The 15,932-nt window shown below is 62.7% G+C and carries 14 protein-coding genes, 2 tRNA genes and 1 pseudogene; 9 read left to right on the top strand and 8 right to left on the bottom strand.

Annotation, left to right across the window (positions count from 1 at the left end; all coding sequences use genetic code 11):
- Positions 1–51: 51 nt before the first annotated feature.
- The 3 genes from ABIA30_RS09060 (at position 52) to ABIA30_RS09050 (ending at position 2,022) form a co-directional block, all read left to right on the top strand.
- A tRNA-Tyr gene (locus ABIA30_RS09060) sits at positions 52–134 on the top strand.
- A gap of 165 nt (positions 135–299) precedes the next feature.
- Entirely contained in the window at positions 300–1,256 is a 957-nt protein-coding gene (locus tag ABIA30_RS09055) for a hypothetical protein (RefSeq protein ID WP_370064294.1), read from the top strand.
- Entirely contained in the window at positions 1,243–2,022 is a 780-nt protein-coding gene (locus tag ABIA30_RS09050) for a hypothetical protein (protein ID WP_370065467.1), read from the top strand. Before ABIA30_RS09055 ends, ABIA30_RS09050 begins: the two co-directional genes overlap by 14 nt.
- 824 nt (positions 2,023–2,846) lie before the next feature.
- Here the strand turns inward: ABIA30_RS09050 and ABIA30_RS09045 are convergent.
- Positions 2,847–4,031 (bottom strand): tyrosine-type recombinase/integrase, encoded by a 1,185-nt coding sequence (locus ABIA30_RS09045; protein WP_370064292.1) that lies wholly within the window; start codon positions 4,029–4,031, stop codon positions 2,847–2,849.
- Between the two features lie 33 nt (positions 4,032–4,064).
- Positions 4,065–4,373: a helix-turn-helix domain-containing protein gene (locus ABIA30_RS09040; RefSeq protein ID WP_370064290.1), complete on the bottom strand. Its 309-nt coding sequence runs from the start codon at positions 4,371–4,373 to the stop codon at positions 4,065–4,067.
- A 57-nt stretch (positions 4,374–4,430) separates the two neighbouring features.
- On the opposite strand from ABIA30_RS09040, the gene ABIA30_RS09035 reads away from it, so the two are divergent.
- On the top strand, positions 4,431–5,804 hold the full coding sequence (locus ABIA30_RS09035) for a Fic family protein (RefSeq protein WP_370064288.1): 1,374 nt from the start codon (positions 4,431–4,433) through the stop codon (positions 5,802–5,804).
- Between the two features lie 490 nt (positions 5,805–6,294).
- Here the strand turns inward: ABIA30_RS09035 and ABIA30_RS09030 are convergent, their stop codons facing one another.
- Together ABIA30_RS09030 and ABIA30_RS09025 are read right to left on the bottom strand one after the other, a co-directional pair.
- Complete coding sequence (locus ABIA30_RS09030) at positions 6,295–7,314, bottom strand: serine/threonine-protein kinase (protein WP_370064286.1); 1,020 nt, start codon at positions 7,312–7,314, stop codon at positions 6,295–6,297.
- 2 nt (positions 7,315–7,316) lie between these two features.
- Complete coding sequence (locus ABIA30_RS09025; RefSeq protein ID WP_370064284.1) at positions 7,317–7,700, bottom strand: hypothetical protein; 384 nt, start codon at positions 7,698–7,700, stop codon at positions 7,317–7,319.
- A gap of 337 nt (positions 7,701–8,037) precedes the next feature.
- Between ABIA30_RS09025 and ABIA30_RS09020 the strand changes: the two genes are divergently transcribed.
- Positions 8,038–8,167, top strand: a tRNA-Tyr gene (locus ABIA30_RS09020).
- A 125-nt stretch (positions 8,168–8,292) separates the two neighbouring features.
- On the opposite strand, the pseudogene ABIA30_RS09015 reads toward ABIA30_RS09020, so the two are convergent.
- Both ABIA30_RS09015 and ABIA30_RS09010 read right to left on the bottom strand, forming a co-directional pair.
- Positions 8,293–8,436, bottom strand: a pseudogene (locus ABIA30_RS09015) (tyrosine-type recombinase/integrase); the annotation flags it as partial.
- A gap of 153 nt (positions 8,437–8,589) precedes the next feature.
- Complete coding sequence (locus ABIA30_RS09010; RefSeq protein WP_370065465.1) at positions 8,590–8,973, bottom strand: MerR family transcriptional regulator; 384 nt, start codon at positions 8,971–8,973, stop codon at positions 8,590–8,592.
- A 135-nt stretch (positions 8,974–9,108) separates the two neighbouring features.
- Between ABIA30_RS09010 and ABIA30_RS09005 the strand changes: the two genes are divergently transcribed.
- The 3 genes from ABIA30_RS09005 (at position 9,109) to ABIA30_RS08995 (ending at position 10,622) form a co-directional block, all read left to right on the top strand.
- Complete coding sequence (locus ABIA30_RS09005) at positions 9,109–9,597, top strand: Hsp20/alpha crystallin family protein (RefSeq protein WP_370065463.1); 489 nt, start codon at positions 9,109–9,111, stop codon at positions 9,595–9,597.
- Between the two features lie 216 nt (positions 9,598–9,813).
- Positions 9,814–10,149, top strand: coding sequence for a hypothetical protein (locus ABIA30_RS09000; protein WP_370064282.1), 336 nt, complete (start codon positions 9,814–9,816; stop codon positions 10,147–10,149).
- 209 nt (positions 10,150–10,358) lie between these two features.
- Complete coding sequence (locus tag ABIA30_RS08995; protein ID WP_370064280.1) at positions 10,359–10,622, top strand: hypothetical protein; 264 nt, start codon at positions 10,359–10,361, stop codon at positions 10,620–10,622.
- A gap of 38 nt (positions 10,623–10,660) precedes the next feature.
- Here the strand turns inward: ABIA30_RS08995 and ABIA30_RS08990 are convergent, their stop codons facing one another.
- Together ABIA30_RS08990 and ABIA30_RS08985 are read right to left on the bottom strand one after the other, a co-directional pair.
- Positions 10,661–11,320 (bottom strand): TetR/AcrR family transcriptional regulator, encoded by a 660-nt coding sequence (locus ABIA30_RS08990; RefSeq protein WP_370064278.1) that lies wholly within the window; start codon positions 11,318–11,320, stop codon positions 10,661–10,663.
- 98 nt (positions 11,321–11,418) lie between these two features.
- Positions 11,419–12,648, bottom strand: a complete 1,230-nt coding sequence (locus ABIA30_RS08985; RefSeq protein ID WP_370064276.1) for a cytochrome P450 — start codon at positions 12,646–12,648, stop codon at positions 11,419–11,421.
- Between the two features lie 149 nt (positions 12,649–12,797).
- Between ABIA30_RS08985 and ABIA30_RS08980 the strand changes: the two genes are divergently transcribed.
- Positions 12,798–15,797 (top strand): RND family transporter, encoded by a 3,000-nt coding sequence (locus tag ABIA30_RS08980; RefSeq protein WP_370064274.1) that lies wholly within the window; start codon positions 12,798–12,800, stop codon positions 15,795–15,797.
- Positions 15,798–15,932 lie beyond the last annotated feature (135 nt).

Raw genomic sequence — 15,932 nt, 5'->3', positions numbered from 1 at the left:
TTGTACTCTGCTACTCGCGCCAAACCCGGGTACCCCGGTGGCGACAAACCCGGCAGGTTGCCCGAGCGGCCAATGGGAGCGGACTGTAAATCCGTCGGCGAAAGCCTACACAGGTTCGAATCCTGTACCTGCCACACTGGTCAGGCCCCCTTTCGAGGGGGCCTGACGTGCTTCTTGAATAAAACTTGTCACGGATTGTCACAGCACGCGGATAACTCTGCGGGGCGTGGTGTGGGGTATGCGGTGCGTGCGGCGGCACCTGCCCATGTTTGGCGGCGCACCCACTTAGAGTTCGCAATGTGGTGGACAGCTATGACGTCGTCAACCTCGCTGACTGGACTCGCGGAGAGAGCGAACCAGGAGGCGACGAGGCGAAGCGATGGTTTATGGCCCCGGAATCTTCGCGGCACGCTGGGCACTGGCTGTTCAAGCCGCGCCGAATCAAGACGCTCACGCTTTCGAAGGAGCGTCAACGTCGCGGCGATGAGCCCGATGTGCTCATTCGCGGAGAGGACTGGGCAGAGAAGATCTCGTTCGAGGTCGCCAAACTGGTCGCCGTGCCTGCCGCTGAGACCGAGTTGGCGACGGTTGTGCAATTGCGGACCGGCGAGCGGGTCTACGGTTCGATGAGCCGGGATATGAGGCCTCGCGACTGGGCTTGGACCCCGGGAGCCGCATTGCTCGCCGAGCGCGACGATCAGTTCGACGCCCAGACTTGCCGCGGTCACACCATTGCCACCATTTATGAAGCTTTAGAAGGGCTGCGAGGGCCGGTCGGCACTCGCTACGCAGATTGGCCTGCATTCGACGTGTTTGCCGGGTATCTCCTGTTGGATGCGTGGATCGCCAACACAGACCGACACGCGCACAATTGGGGGGTGTTGCAGGACCCCAGGACGGGTGACGTTTGCCTCGGTCCAAGCTTTGATCACGGGTCGGCACTCGCCAGCGGTGATGAGGATAGGGTTCGTGCCCAGCGGGTTGAACACGAAACGATTGATCAGTGGTGTGAACACGGCCGAACTAAGCGGTTCAACGGCGGTGAAGCGATCAATTTGGTCGAGGTCGCTGTGGAGGCGTTATCGGTATGCAGAGGCGAGGCGCGGCGACACTGGGCAGCTCAAATAACCGATGTTGACCTGGATCTATGCTTCGATGTTGTTGCAGCAACACCGAGTTTGTCAGACCCGACCCGTAGTTTCGTGAGGACAGCGCTAGCCACTAATCGAAAGCGAATCCGTGATGCAGTCCGTTGAACTCTCAATCGAGTCGACAGATGCCGACTCAGATCTGCACCGGTCGAGACTGATTGTCACGCGTCGCGGTGTCGACGATGGGGTGTATCGGGCGATTGGTTACCTCGATCAGTTGACCGGAGGCGCTGAGCATCTGACCTATCAGTTCACGTACCTGGCTCAGGTGGCGGCTGATCCTGCTTTCGTGCCGATCGTTGGATTTCGAGACGTCAGTCGCGTATACCGCTCTGACAGGCTGTTTCCGTCCTTCGCCGATAGAGTGATGAGCGCCAAGCGGCCGGACCGACCTCAGTACCTCGAGGCCTTAGATCTCGATGCGGATGCTGACGCGTGGGAGATCTTGACTGCGTCTGGTGGCCATCGCGAAGGTGACCCGGTCGAACTTATCTCGCTACCTCGATTCGATCGAGTCACAGGCGAAACGTCGGCTCACTTCCTTGCTCACGGTGTCAGACACCGTGGACCCCAAGCTAGCGACTGGATTACCGGACTTCCAGCCGGTCACCGACTCGGCTTGGAACCTGATCCGACGAACCCCGTCAACTCGTCGGCCATCAAGATTGTCGATCGCGGGATCCACCTCGGGTTCGTTCCCGACCCGCTCCTCGACTATGTCCACTCAGTGATCAACGGCAATGCCTACGATCTGACAGTGGTGCGTGCCAATGCCGCTGAAACGCACCCACACCTAAGGTTGCTTCTGCGTTTGGTCGGCCGATGCGATTCGTTTGCGTTCGACAGTCCCGACTGGTCCGGTGCCGCCTAGAGTCCGCAGGGTCAGGGTCGCACAGATTTGATTGTTGCTGCGCCGTCGCGTCTGGCCTGAACGGTCTACGTCAGTCGCTAATGGGCGGCGCCGTCCACTGACGCTCAACCTCGATGGTCCGGACTTCAAAAGCGCAATCGAGTCCGCGAAGGGCATCTTCTCGGAGAGTGCCAGGAACTGCCATAGCGACATCGTCTTTGGTCACTGGATTGTCTGCGTTACTTCTTGCCCGTTCCCAGAGCCCGGTAGGCGCGAAGAAATCCTGCAAGTGATACAAAGTACGGCGGTTCTCATTGAGTTGATCGAGTTCGGACGCAAGATCGGCACTGAACCAGTCTCTTTCTCTCCCAACGCGAATGAGGCGTCCTAAGCCCCAGCGCTCGGCATTTGGTGTGGCAGGCAGTTGCCATTTCAGAATTCCGGCCAGCTCTCGTTCGCAGCAGGCGTGCGCACACAGAATGCACGCGAGGTCACTGCCTAGCCGGTAGCAGCGACAGGCCTCGAGGATGAGGAAGCCGTTCTCGTAGCCCCCAGCGGACCTTCCGTAAAGGACTGGGCCGCCGTGTGATTCGACAATTAGGTTTATCTCGGCTGAGCGACGGGCACTGTCGTCGTGCGCGGTGCTCATCGAGAACGGCCTCGATGCTTGTACATGCGAAGAGACGGGCGGCAATTCACGAGCCGACGATATGTCAGAAAGCCCGGAACTGACACCGTGATCGGCGCCAACGGCGCAAAAGATGCGTCCGCTTAGTCGGGAGAGGTTATGAACGGCGCATACTGCGCACCTCGTGGACGCCCGACCGCCGGAAGGTCATAGGTATCTAGTCCTTGTTTCCGACGACATTGGAGAAGCTTTTGGCGGCCGTGGCCAATGCTTTGGGTTGAGCGTGTACGTAAGTCGTCATCGTGAACGCCTTCGAAGCGTGGCCCAGCCACGCCGAGATAAGCGCAATTGGCACGTCTTCCAGATGCATCAGCGTGCCGCAGGTGTGACGCGCGTCGTGGAAACGGATGTGGCGGACTCCGGCGGCCTTGAGCATCCGGGCCCATCTCGACGTGAGTGCGTGCGGGCTCAACGCCTGGCCCCATTCGTTGACGACGACAAAGCCGCTCGGCTGATACTCCCCGCCGAGTGCCAGGCGATCGGCCGCTTGAATTGCCCGCGCGGACCGTAGCGTCGCCGCCAGATGATCGGGCATAGGCAGCGTCCGGCGCCCAGCCCGTGATTTGGGAGTGTCTTCGATGAGGTGTGTGCCGAAACGTAGTCGTGTCGACGAGATCTGCAGCGTCCGATTGTCGAGATCGATGTCGCTCCAGCGCAACCCGGCGACCTCGCCGCGGCGCAGCCCGGTGAGCGCCAGCTGCCATGCGATCGCGTATCGGTCACCGGCAATGTGGTTGAGCACCTGCTGGAGCTCGGCAGGAGTAAACGTATCCGGCGCCTTCGGGTCTGCCGGGATGCGATCAACGAGCTCGGCCACATTGCGTACGGCGTGCCCCTGCCGCATCTGATCTTTCAGGACAGCGGTCAGCAGGCCGAGCATGTAGTTGATCGACCGTGGCGACCACGGTTTGCGCACCTTGCCGGTCGGTGATGGCAATCCGCCGGCTCGTAGTTTGGTAACGAGGTCGTCGATGTTGCGTTTGGTGAGCTTCTGCACTTCGATCTCGCCCAGTTCGGCGATCGCTGCGCCAAGGTTGACGCGATGGCCGTGCAGCGTTGACGGTTTGAGCCCATGTTTCGCGGCCAGCCAGTTCTCGCATGCTTCGCCGACGGTGACCTTGCTGGGGTGGACGTATGTCCCGCGCGCAACTTCGCCCCGAATGCCGTCCAGGGCGGCGCGGGCCTCCTTTTCTGTCGCGAAGCGTTTCCGGTGCTGCTTGCGCTTCCCGTCGACGGCGCCGACATCGACGGTCAGTTGGTAGCGCACGACAGGCCTGCCGCCATCGCGTCGGCTGAGTCCGACCCGTTTGATCTGTGGGGGTAGTTGCTGACGGTCAGTCATCTGGACAGTCCTGACGCACGGATGGGTTGGCTGTCACGATGCTGCGTTTTCAGTGTGTGCGTTGATAAACCGATCGATTTCCTTAGACGCGACTCGCCGCGATGTACCGATCTGTACCCAGGCGAGCTGGCCGGCATCGAAGAGCCGGTAGACGGATGAGCGTGAGATGCTCAAGGCAGTGGCTGCCTCAAGGACTGTGAGAAGGCGGTGTACCACGGGACCCTGCAGCACTTGCGCCGCTCCGCGGAGCAGGCACTCGACCTTTGTTCGAGCCAGAGTCGTGTAAACGACAGCGGCCTTGAGCTTTGAACCGGTGCGCTTCGACCCAGCAATCAGCGGCATGCGCCGTGGTGACCAGATACTGAGCAATTCTGTGACCTCAGCGGTAGGTTTTTCGGCATGGTCGAGCCAGCAGAGTCAGCTATCTACGTGCCGTTTCCCTCTTTTGCGCAATGGAGACTCAATGACCTCTCGACGGAGGACTTTGATAATTATGCAAAGTTGCTCGCCGATGCAAAAAGGTCCGCCGCTGAACTAGTGTTGGCTGCGGCAATGGAAGCCGCCCAGCGGTACGCGGCTGTCGACACAAATGCTATTGAGGGCATCTATGAAGTCGACCGTGGCTTTACGCGGACAGTCGCTACCCAGGCAGCGGCCTGGGAAGCAATGATGGCGGCACGCGGCCCACACGTTCGCCCTGCCTTCGATGATGCGCTAAACGGGTATGAGTATGTACTTGATGCCGCCACACAAAAGGTGGAAATCACAGAGAAGTGGATCAAAGAGATACATGAGATCATCTGCTCTAGTCAAAAAACATATAAGGTCTACACCGCAGCTGGCCCGCAGGAGCAGCCCCTGCCTAAAGGGGCATATAAGACGATGCCCAACAGTCCTACACTTCTCGATGGTCGTGTACATGCTTATGCACCCGTCATGGATACCAAACCAGAGATGCAGCGATTGTTAAGTGAACTTAAATCGAAGGAGTTCCTGGCCGCCCATCCCGTGGTCCAGGCCGCGTACGCACATTATGCCTATGTCTGTATCCATCCATTCTCCGATGGGAACGGTCGAGTCGCGCGTGCGCTGAGTTCGGTCTATTTGTACCGGAATCCCGGCGTCCCACTAATCGTATTTGCTGATCAGCGAAACGAATATTACGACGCGCTTGAGCAAACTGACCAAGGATCTCCAGTCGCATTCGTGCGATTCATAGCGACCCAGACTATTGATTCCATGAATTTAATTCGTACGTTGCTAGGCAATACCGCACCGCCTGTCGCGGAGACGTTGTCCAACCTCAATGATCTATTTAACTCTGGGGCCAACGAGGCAGAGCTTGTAGCCGCTGGTACTCGACTCGCCAACATGGCAGTGAGTGAAGCGAACAAGCAGATCAACGAACTCGCGCTACCGCCTGCGCTCAAGATTAATATCTTGAGAATCAGAATCGGGTTTACCCCCAGTGCTCCCGCCGGTTATATCGACGTTGGCGATGAGGCATTCTGGTCCCTTAATGCGAAGAGTGACCGACCCGTGAGAATCCAATCAGGCATCCGTATATGTACTTTCATCAAAAGTTCAGAAGCCTCAGCGTCCGAGCTCTTGATGGCCTCACGCGAAAACGATGGCCTGGAAGTTTGGATGAGAGAGATCACACCCTCGGCGAGTGAGACGCTGAAACTAAAGCTTGCAGCGTGGGTCGAAGCAAAGTTAAGCGAGTTGCTCGCCACTGTCGAAAAAGAGCTGCGGAAAACCGCTAACGGGTAGCCAATCGCCGCGCCAGTCGCTATCGGTGCTTCCACTGCTAGGTTTGATCGTCGTCCCGACGCCGCGGCCAGGCCTGTTGTGGGTGAAACCGGTGTACGGTCGCGTCGGTCCGGGCCGCTAGCCAGCAGCCTGGTCGGATGTGGTCTGGATTTTGTGACTATGACCCGGTTTTCCGATGCGCAGGGGTTGGGCCTGCAGCGCAAGATCGGCGGTTAGTACGGCGCCAAGCTGTTGTTCCCCAATGGTGGCCGCATCGACACTCCTGAGGAGTCGGCCGAGCGTCAGCGCTGGGCTGATGAGGTGCGCCGCGAACAGCAGAATCGGCAGGCTACGACGGTGCCGGGCCCAAGGGCTTAGCTGCCAATGAGTCTTCCGATCGTACGGATGCCCACGCACCCCTTTGGGAGTACAACCGGAGCTTGTCTAAGCCGGAGGGCCAACGCTCCGGTTCGGCGACAGCGGGCACGATTCTGCTGGGATCCGATACGGATTAGGAGCCTGACACGGCAATTCGCTGGAGCACTTCGGCCGCGGAGGCCATTGCTTCGTTGAGTGAGGCTGTGATCACGCTGTCGCTGGTCTGCGCTCGCCATCGCTTATCGCGCAGGCGGCGCTCCACTCTGAACTTCACAGTTGTACTTGATGACCTCGTTACGTGCGCCCGCCAATCTGTGCCATCCAGGGCTGAGCCGAACCAGACGCGCAGTTCTCTAGGGGCGAGGGTGCCGGGAGGGGCTTCGATCCAACTCACGGCTGGCCGCGCCTTTTCCAGTGCATATCTGAAATTTTGGGCGCTTCCGGTTCGCTTTTCCGGATGGGGGTTCAGCGCCTTGGTCACGGCGCTTCGTAGTGACTTGTGTACATAGGGTTTCCAGTCCTTAGTGATTGGCACTGACAGACGGGCATCGAGCTTTGGACGTATGACCCTGTCACCGTTGAGTAGGCGATACGTGGTGAGCGCCAGTGCGTATACGTCCCCGGTTACGTCGGTGATGGCCTTGGTGCCGTCGGTGAACGATTCTGGGGGAAGGTGCGCGAGGTAAGGAACCGTTGCGCCTGATCCCACATCGACCGAGTGGCATGCAAGGCCAAAATCGCTGACTTTCACGGTGTGCAACGGGTGCAGCAGTAGGTTCGCGGGCTTGATGTCGCGATGAAGTAGGCCCACGCGGTGTATGTGCTCGACGCCGCGGCAGGCTGCTTCCATAATCTGCAGCGTTTCTCGGACGGGCACGGCTTCGCGGCCGTATTTTGCCGCGACGCTGCCTTGTTCGAGGTACTCCATGCGGATAACTGGTGTCGCACCTTCAATCTCGGCTGAGTACACCTGTACGACGTTGTCGTGTTTGCCCAGCTCCATTAGCTGCGCCTCACCCAGATCGTTTAGCGCGAATGCGGTGCTTGTGATGTATTTCGTCGCGCACGGCCGGTTCAAGCCCTCATCGAATTCCAGTTCCACACGGCTGAAGAACCCTTCGCCGAGATGGCACTTGTGAGTGAAGGGAGCCAAGGTTATTCGGGAAGTTGGGAGACGGCGAGAACGACAGGATCACGGTGAGTTTTGGGAGTTTGAGCTATGCATTCGAGGGCTTCAAGAACAACTTCGAACTCTTCCTTCTTTGTTCCGAACGTCTTGGGCATCGACTGAGGTTTGATTGATGTTGTGGGAACCGCGGCAGTGCCAAGCACGCAGCGGATCACGCCGTCTACTTCGATGCGTTGAGCCAACGAGTCCGTGAGGCCGCCGCGGGCGCCGCCTGGTGCCTGGATCGCTGCTCCGGCTGGGGCGAATTGGGCGAGTAGATCGTGGACCTCCCGGTTCACCCACGCTAGTTGCGCCTCTCGGGTGTCGAGGGGTGCGGTCGCGACTTTGCGCTCGATGAGCACTGCACCCACGCGAGAGTCCCCGTCGACTACTGCCCAACCAAAGGAACTCTTCGCGGACTTGAAGCCAATGACTCTCACTGCACTCCCTGCTGCCGGCTTCTTCTGAACGGTGGAGGCGGGGTCCTCACGACGTGTTGTCATACCGGGTTGAACGGGCGGAAAGGCGAACGACACGCCGTACGGAACGCTCATTGGTGTGTCAGGTGCAGAAGAAACGGCCACCGAACTTTCCAAAAGCGAAAGGTCGCTCTGAGAACCGCATACCACCACGCGTGATACCCCTCCGGCGGGCGAGTGTTTTGTCACCGAGTTGTCACAACACATGCGGGTCGGCAGCGGATGCGTAGGCACGTGTTGAAACTATCGGTGCACCTCAGCGCGACATGGGGTATCGCGGGACACGCCCGGAAACCCCGTTTCGCGGACTGTAAATCCGTCGGCGAAAGCCTACACAGGTTCGAATCCTGTACCTGCCACGCTGGTCAGGCCCCCTTCTTAAGGGGGCCTGACGTCGTTTTCGGGGTCGAATCGTCCGCAGGTCGTCCGCAGCAGAATCGAAGGCATTCGCGACAGATTCCAAGTCGTCGGGGAAGACGTGCCCGTACTTGTCGAGCGTCAAGACCGCCGACTTGTGCCCGAGAAGCTTCTGCACCACCTTGACGTTGGCCCCGGAGCTGATGGCCAACGAGGCGCCGCCGTGCCGTAGATCGTGCAGGCGTACGACGAACTTCGTTACGGGCACCATGCGGGACGTGTGGTTCTCGGTTGGTCCTTCGCTGAGGCTCTCGGCGATCCCGTCGGCCAGGACAGCAAGAACTCCACCAGGGCCCGTCACCGGGCCGTCCTCGGTGTGCCGGCGCCGATGTTGGCGCACCACGCATCTCACGTCCTCCTGAATTTATGAGGGCTCGTGGTGTTTGTGTGCGGCGGGGTCCGATTGGGCTCGGGTGTGAGCGTGCCGCGGGGTATCGCCGGCGGCCGATCGTAGTGCGGTGTTGATGTCTTCCAGGTCGAGGATGCGGCCGATGCCGGCGATGTTGACCCCGGCCGCGACGAGGGTGACGATGCGTTCGATGCGGGCCAGATCATCGGCGCTGTAGCGGCGGGTGCCGCCCTCCGTGCGCGCCGGGGACAGCAGACCGTGGCGTTCCCACAGCCGCAGCGATTGTGTTGGGGCGCCGGATAATTCCGCAGCGATCGTGATCCCGTACACCCCGTGGTGGGGTGCGGGTATCCGGCTGCCGGGCACCGAGTCTGGCACCGACGGGCCCTGATTGGTCATCGTCACAACTTTTCTCGTTTTCCTACTTGCACTCATCGGCGTCGAGTGCTAAATAAAAGTTACGCCAACTGACATAGATAAACCAGTTGGGAACGCACAGATGGCACAAGGAAAGGACAGATGGAGGTGGCCACGATGCTGATGCGTACGGACCCATTCCGGGAGCTGGACCGCTTCACCCAGCAGGTGCTGGGGACCTCGGCACGACCGGCAGGCATGCTCATGGATGCCTGGCGTGCCGGGGATGAGTTCCACGTGGAGTTCGACCTGCCGGGCATTACTGCGGATTCACTGGATCTGGATATCGAAAACAATGTGGTGACGGTGCGCGCCGAACGCGCACCCCTGGATCCCGGGCGCGAGATGCTGGCCAGCGAGCGGCCCCGCGGGGTGTTCTCCCGCCAGTTGGTGCTGGGCAACAACCTGGACACCGGCCGGATCACGGCGGACTACCGCGACGGAGTGCTGCGGCTGGTGATCCCGGTGGCCGAGAAGGCCAAGCCCCGCAAGATCACTGTGGGCCGCCCCGACGCCGCCAAGGCGATCGACGACACCACGGTGATCACCGAAGAAGGTGACCCGGTGCGCGGCGGTAGTGCGGTCAAGGAGCCGGTCAGCGCCTGACCCGGGTCCCGACACCCTGCGGGGTGGCCGGCCCGTTACCCCGCAGGGTGTCCCCGGGGGACCCGGTTGCTTCTCCCTCGCCGGCCTGGTCCCCCGGCCCCGGTCACCACGATGTCCCGACCGGATTCCCGCGGCCGCCGCGATGCACATGTCCCAGCGGCTGCATCCCCAAACCTGACTGGTCGGCCGTGCTGACGACCGCAAAGGAGGTGAGCAATGACGCAGCGCACCATGATGGCGGCACCGGCGCCGCCAAGCCCCGCTGAGCCAGAGGTTCTGGCCACGTCCCTGGGTGCCGCTGACCCCACGGGGGTGATAGCGCTGATCGCCGAAGTCGACGCCATCTTCTGCGTGCCTGCTGAAGCTCCCCTGCGTCAGCGGCCGGCACCACCAGCGGTCGGGTGCGCCCTTCGTGGGCCCCGGCACGCTGGTCGGTCTTACCACCGCGCATCGCCGCGACCGCACGGCGAACAGGTACAGCGGGTCGACCCGATGCAACGCAGCCCTCCGACTGTCAGATCAGACCCCCACCGCAATCCGATGGCACCATGACCAGCAGGGCGAAAGAGAGGTGATGGCAACACCTACCCAACGGCCGGGCCGGCCCGCCCCCAGGGCCACACCCTGGGCGTCGTCCCCACCCACACACTGGGGAGCCGGACACGCCAACGCCCAACCGAGGCAACACTTCCCCTGGGGCGGGCGGCCCGCCACCTCTCACCACCGATGTATGCCATTGACAAACTCCAGGACGTAGGCGCATGCCCGCTGAGCCCGAATACCCCGATGATCGCCCGGCGTCGACTGCGCCGCACGCCGACCCGACGCACCTTCGGCGCGTCACCCAAGCAAACACCGCCGTCCGGCTGGCCCAGGCCGAACTGCGTATGGCCGTCGAGACCGCGCACAGGTCCGGCTGCACATGGGAAGCGATCGCGACCGCACTAGGGGCCGGCACCGATGACACCCCTTCCGACGTCCCCACCGTCAGCGACATCGTCCAGACGGTGCTGGGAACGTGCTGAGCCGATCGACCAAGCCGGCCGCCGCAGGAGCCAGCCTGTCAGCGCGGTTGGGTCGGGTTGAGAATGCCGGGGATGACGAAGTCGCGAAGCAGTGCGCGGCGCTCAGGCCGAGTTTCATCGGGCGGGGTAGTGAGGTGTTCCATCAGCAGCATCTGCGCCACCCGCACCAGCCAGTCGGCGACGGCATCGGGGTCGAGTTGCTGACGCAGTTCGCCGGTGGCTTTGGCGGCCTCGACATGCGGTCGCAATGCGTCGCGGATGCGGTCGCGGAACGCTCCGGACGCCGCGACGGAGACCGTCATGGTCAGGCTTTCGGGGGAGAACAGCACGCTCAGCCAACGGGACTCTTCGACGACTCCGACCGCGCCGTCCAGCGCGTCGAGCAGGCGGTCGCCGAAAGGCCCATCGCGTAGCAGCGCCTGTTTTGCGCTGTCGATGACTCCGGCTGTCTCGCGCAGAAGTACGAAAGCAAGGACGTCGTCGCGTGTTCCGAAGTACCGGTACACCGTGGTGCGGTGTACCGAGGCCTCCTTGGCGATGTCATCAACCGTGGTGCGACTCACGCCGCGCCGCTCGTAGCAGACCTCGGCCGCGTCCAGTAGGCGCCGGCGTGCCTCGTCGTCATCGACCGGTGGCCGGTCTCCCCAGGTTGCCGGGCGAGAGGCCTGCTCGCTGACGCGAAGTCGGCGCGGTGTCACGGTTTTCTCCGTTCCGGTGGGGCCACCCTGAGGACAACCTAGCGAACGCCTTGCGCACACGGCGTCATCCGCTGGTCGAACGGGGGTCCGCGGCGCGCCTAGACCGCGACCTCCGGCCGCCTCCCCGACGGCTTGAATGTCACGGGCAGGGCATCGGGTCCGCGTAGCGTGGTGCCGACCTGGCTTGTGATGGTGGAAGTCTCGGCGTATCGGGGGTCTAGCGCGAGGTCGGGCAGCCGCTCGATCAGGGCCCGCAGCGCGGCGAGAAGTTCGGTGTTGGCCAGCCAGTTCCCGATGCAGCTATGGCGGCCCTGCCCGAACGCCACGGTCGGCATCACGTTGCGGGTGATGTCGAAGTCGTCAGGCCGCGGGTACACCGCCGGATCGCGGTTGGCGGCGTTGATGGCGAAGATCACCGGGGTCAGAGCGGGGATGTCGATCCCCTGCCACGTCGCGGCCTCAGGGCAGGCGCGCGGCAGCATCCCGACCGCCGGCTCCCATCTCAGTCCCTCCCAAACCGCGGGCTGCAGATAGCGGTCCGGGTCAGACCGCAGCAGGTCCAGTTGGTCGGGATGATTGAGCAAGGCCGACAAGATGTTGCCCAGTGCCAGCGTGGTGGTGTCGGCGCCTAGCGGGAACAGCATCCGCAGGAACGTGAGTATCTCTTCGTCCGAGAGGTTCTCGCCGTCTTCAGTGGTTTCAGTGACCAGCATGGAGATCATGTCGTCGCCAGGTTCCCGGCGGCGCGCGGCCAGCAGCGGGGCGACATAGAGGGTGAATTCGGCGGCACACGCAACCGCAGTCGGCGGGTCGAAGGGGTATCGGATCATCGCCTGTGCCCAGCGGTGAATGTTGGCTTCGTCGTCGACCGGCAAGCCCAGCAGGCGGCTGATGACCAACAGTGAGTAGCGGTCCGTGAATTCGACGACCAGATCGGCGGTCCCGCGGGCGGCGAACTGGTCGATCAGCTCGGTGATGACCGGCTCGATCACCGGCTCGAGATAGTCCCGGACGCGGGTGCGCCGCAGTGGCGCCGACACCACGCTGCGGCTGGCGCGATGCTCGGCGCCCGTCATGCTGAGCACGGTCCTGCCGAACACCGGTTCTGTGGTCATCGCATACACCGGTGCGGCGGGAAATGTGGCTTCGTCGCGGAAGGCCGCCCGGACCAGCTCATCGGTCAACAACAAGACCGCGCTGACCCCGGCAAACGAAACGATCGCGTAGGGCCTGCGCGCGCGGAGTTGGGCGAGCGCGGCGTGGAGGTCTGGTTGATCGTCGAACGCGAAGTCGATTCCCTCGACGTCGAGGGACTCTGGGGTCTGCATGAGGACTCACGCTAGACGCCGTGCAACACTCGACGCAATATGTCGTACGTTGCATACATGGTCGCGCGGCACGATTCCGCGGGCCTGCGACCGTCCTCAGGAGGCGATGTGACTGACAGCAGATCGGATCGGACGATGACGGCGCGGCCATGGTGAGGCGTCCGCCGCACGAAGATGCCTACAGCGCCCGCCTGGCCGGGGTAGCGCGGTTCGCCGTCACGCACAAGTGGATCGTCATCGGCACCTGGCTAGGTCTGGCCGTCGTGCTCGCGATGTTGTTTCCGCAATTGGAGACGGTGGTCAAACGGCAGTCGCTGGACCCGATTCCGCACGACGTGGCGTCGTTCCAGACGCTGGACCGGATGGGCAAGGCGTTCAGCGAGGAGGGATCGACGACCACGGTGGTCGTCGCGATGGAGAATCCGGAGGGGCTCACCCCGTCAGCACGGGAGCGTTATGCCGCAATGGTTTCCGCGTTGCGCGCCGACTCGAAGAACGTGCCGCTGGTCCAGGATCTGCTCGCCGATCCGGTCACTGCCGGTCGGGCGACGAGCGCCGACGGCAAGGCCTGGTATCTGCCGGTCGGCATCGCCGGGACGCTGGGTGGGCCGCGGGCCGCCGAATCCGTCGAGTCGGTACGCGGCATCGCCGCCAATGCGTTCGACGGCACGGCGACGGTCGCATATGTCACTGGTCCGGCCGCGACCATGAGCGATCAGATCGTCGCTGCGGAAAGGGATCTGGTGTTCATCTCGCTGGCCACCGCCGGCCTGATCGCGGCGATCCTGCTGCTGGTCTACCGCTCGGTGTTCACCGCGCTGCTGCCGTTGCTCGTCATCGGCGTGAGCCTGGGGGTAGGGCGAGGAGTCCTGTCGGCGCTGGGAGAACTGGGGATGCCGGTCTCGCAGTTCACCATCGCGTTCATGACCGTGATCCTGTTGGGCGCAGGCACCGACTACTCGGTGTTCCTGATCAGCCGATACCACGAGCAACGACGGCAGGGCGTGGCTGTAGATCAAGCGGTGATCAATGCGACGGCGACGATCGGGCGTGTCATCCTCGCCTCGGCCGCGACCGTTGCCCTGGCGTTCCTGGCCATGGCGTTCGCGACGCTGACCATCTTCGCCACCTCGGGCCCCGCCTGCGCCGTGGCGGTGCTGGTCGGGTGCGTGGCGACGATGACGCTGCTGCCGCCGGTGTTGGTCTTGGCGGCCAAGCGCGGCATCGGCGAGCCCCGCAAGGATCGGACCCGCGCCTACTGGAACCGGATCGCGGTGACCGTCGTCCGCAAGCCGGTGCCACTGCTGGTGATCAGTCTGGTGCTGCTCCTGACACTCGGCGGCGTGGCGCTCACGTTGCAGATGAGCTATGACGACCGCAAGGGGCAACCATCCACCACTGCCAGCAATGAGGGTTATCGCTTGTTGGACAGGCACTTTCCCAAGGATGTGATCATCTCCGAGTTCCTCGTGGTGGAGTCGCCGACGGACCTGCGTACCGGCAGGGGACTCGCCGATCTCGAGGAGATGGCCTCCCGGGTCTCCCAGATACCCGGGGTCGTTCGCATCGTCGGCGTCACTCGGCCGACCGGGAAGCGGCTGGATCAGGCACAGCTGTCGTGGCAGAACGGACAGATCGGCGACAAGCTCGCGGGCGCCGTGGCCGACGGCGATGCCCGCAAGAGTGATTTGGCCAGGCTGACAGACGGCGCCGATCGGTTGGCCGACGGTCTCACCCAGCTCGACACCAGCGTGCGCTCCGCGCTGGGGCCGCTGACTGGTCTGCTCGGTCAGGCAGAGCATGCCGGCCAGACGATTCAGCGCTACCGGCCGGCACTGCAGCAGCTGAATGCCATGGGGCCCAACGTCGACCGCATCGTCAAGGACGGAGCACAGATTCGACCGCTGGCGCAACGGGCAACAAATGCAATCGCCGTCATCGATCCGCTGGCGGCCACGCTCGGCGCCTCGCCCCTCTGTGCGGCCACACCGGAGTGCGGAGCGTTGCGCGACAATGTTCAGACGTTGGTGGCACTGCGCCTGGGGGGCTTCTTCGATCAGATCGCCGGTCTGGGTGATGAATTGACCGCGAGGACCGCGGATTCCTCAGTGTCAGAGACGATCACCCAATTACAGCGTGCCGCGGACACCCTCGACCGGAGCATGAAAGTCCTCGGCGGCCCAGGAGCCGACCTGCCCGCGCAGATCGCACGACTGCAGCGCGGCATCGGACAGCTCGCCGCGGGCGCGCGGGCGCTGGCGGTCGGCGTGCACACCCTGGTGGACAGCAACATTCAGATGCTGGGCGGGATGAGCCAGATCGCGGCACAACTGCGCGACTCTGCGCGCAGCGCCGACGGATCGGACGCGGCGACGGGCTTCTATCTGCCGGCCAGTGCGCTGCAGGATCGACAGTTCGCGCAGGTTGCCCGGCAATTCATTTCGCCCGACGGAAGGACCGCGCGGTTTGTCATCGAATCCGGGTTTGATCCCTATACCGCATACGCGATGAGGCTTGGGCAACACATCACCGACGTCGCGGCAGCGGCGACACCCAACACATCGCTGGCCGACGCCGAGGTGTCCATGGCAGGTTTTCCGGCCATCAACTCCGACATCCAACGGTTGATGGTGCGGGACTTTCTGCAACTGGCCATCGCGACCCTGATCATCGTGGCCCTGATCCTTGCCGCGCTGCTGCGGGCGGTGCTGGCACCGATCTATCTCCTGGCCACTGTCGTGCTCAACTACGCGGCCGCACTCGGCATGGGTGTATTGGTTTTCCAGTACGGACTAGGGCACGACATCGCCTGGCCTGTCCCTCTACTGTCGTTCATCATCCTCGTGGCAGTGGGCGCCGACTACAACATGCTGCTCATCTCGCGCCTTCGCGAGGAATCTGCCAACAACATCCGCATGGGCGTGATGCGTACGGTCGCCAGTACCGGCTCGGTCATCACATCGGCTGGATTGATCTTCGCGGCGAGCATGTTCGGGCTGATGGTGGGTTCTATCGGAATCATGGTTCAGATGGGCTTCATCATCGGCTGCGGTCTGCTCCTCGACACGTTCGTCGTGCGTACGCTGACCGTGCCTGCCATCGCGACGCTGCTGGGGGAGGCGAGCTGGTGGCCGAAACACCGCGTGTAGGGCGCGTCGTTCAGAAGTTGCGGTCGGGTCTTCGCACCGCCGCCACAGTGGTACGGCCGTCTCAATCCATCGGTCGATCGCGTTCGGCAAGCAGTGAATATGGTGAGTGCCCAACAGGCCTTCCGTGAATTCCAG

Source organism: Mycobacterium sp. MAA66, from assembly GCF_041261665.1.
In the GTDB taxonomy this organism is placed as follows: Bacteria; Actinomycetota; Actinomycetes; order Mycobacteriales; family Mycobacteriaceae; genus Mycobacterium.
This window is presented reverse-complemented; position numbering and strand designations above follow the sequence as displayed.

Coding starts and splice junctions, on each gene's coding strand:
- ABIA30_RS09050 (WP_370065467.1), top strand. CDS start 1,243: ATGCAGTCCGTTGAACTCTCAATCGAGTCGACAGATGCCGACTCAGAT.
- ABIA30_RS09045 (WP_370064292.1), bottom strand. CDS start 4,031: ATGACTGACCGTCAGCAACTACCCCCACAGATCAAACGGGTCGGACTC.
- ABIA30_RS09040 (WP_370064290.1), bottom strand. CDS start 4,373: ATGCCGCTGATTGCTGGGTCGAAGCGCACCGGTTCAAAGCTCAAGGCC.
- ABIA30_RS09035 (WP_370064288.1), top strand. CDS start 4,431: ATGGTCGAGCCAGCAGAGTCAGCTATCTACGTGCCGTTTCCCTCTTTT.
- ABIA30_RS09010 (WP_370065465.1), bottom strand. CDS start 8,973: ATGACCAATCAGGGCCCGTCGGTGCCAGACTCGGTGCCCGGCAGCCGG.
- ABIA30_RS09005 (WP_370065463.1), top strand. CDS start 9,109: ATGCTGATGCGTACGGACCCATTCCGGGAGCTGGACCGCTTCACCCAG.
- ABIA30_RS09000 (WP_370064282.1), top strand. CDS start 9,814: ATGACGCAGCGCACCATGATGGCGGCACCGGCGCCGCCAAGCCCCGCT.
- ABIA30_RS08995 (WP_370064280.1), top strand. CDS start 10,359: ATGCCCGCTGAGCCCGAATACCCCGATGATCGCCCGGCGTCGACTGCG.
- ABIA30_RS08985 (WP_370064276.1), bottom strand. CDS start 12,648: ATGCAGACCCCAGAGTCCCTCGACGTCGAGGGAATCGACTTCGCGTTC.
- ABIA30_RS08980 (WP_370064274.1), top strand. CDS start 12,798: ATGGTGAGGCGTCCGCCGCACGAAGATGCCTACAGCGCCCGCCTGGCC.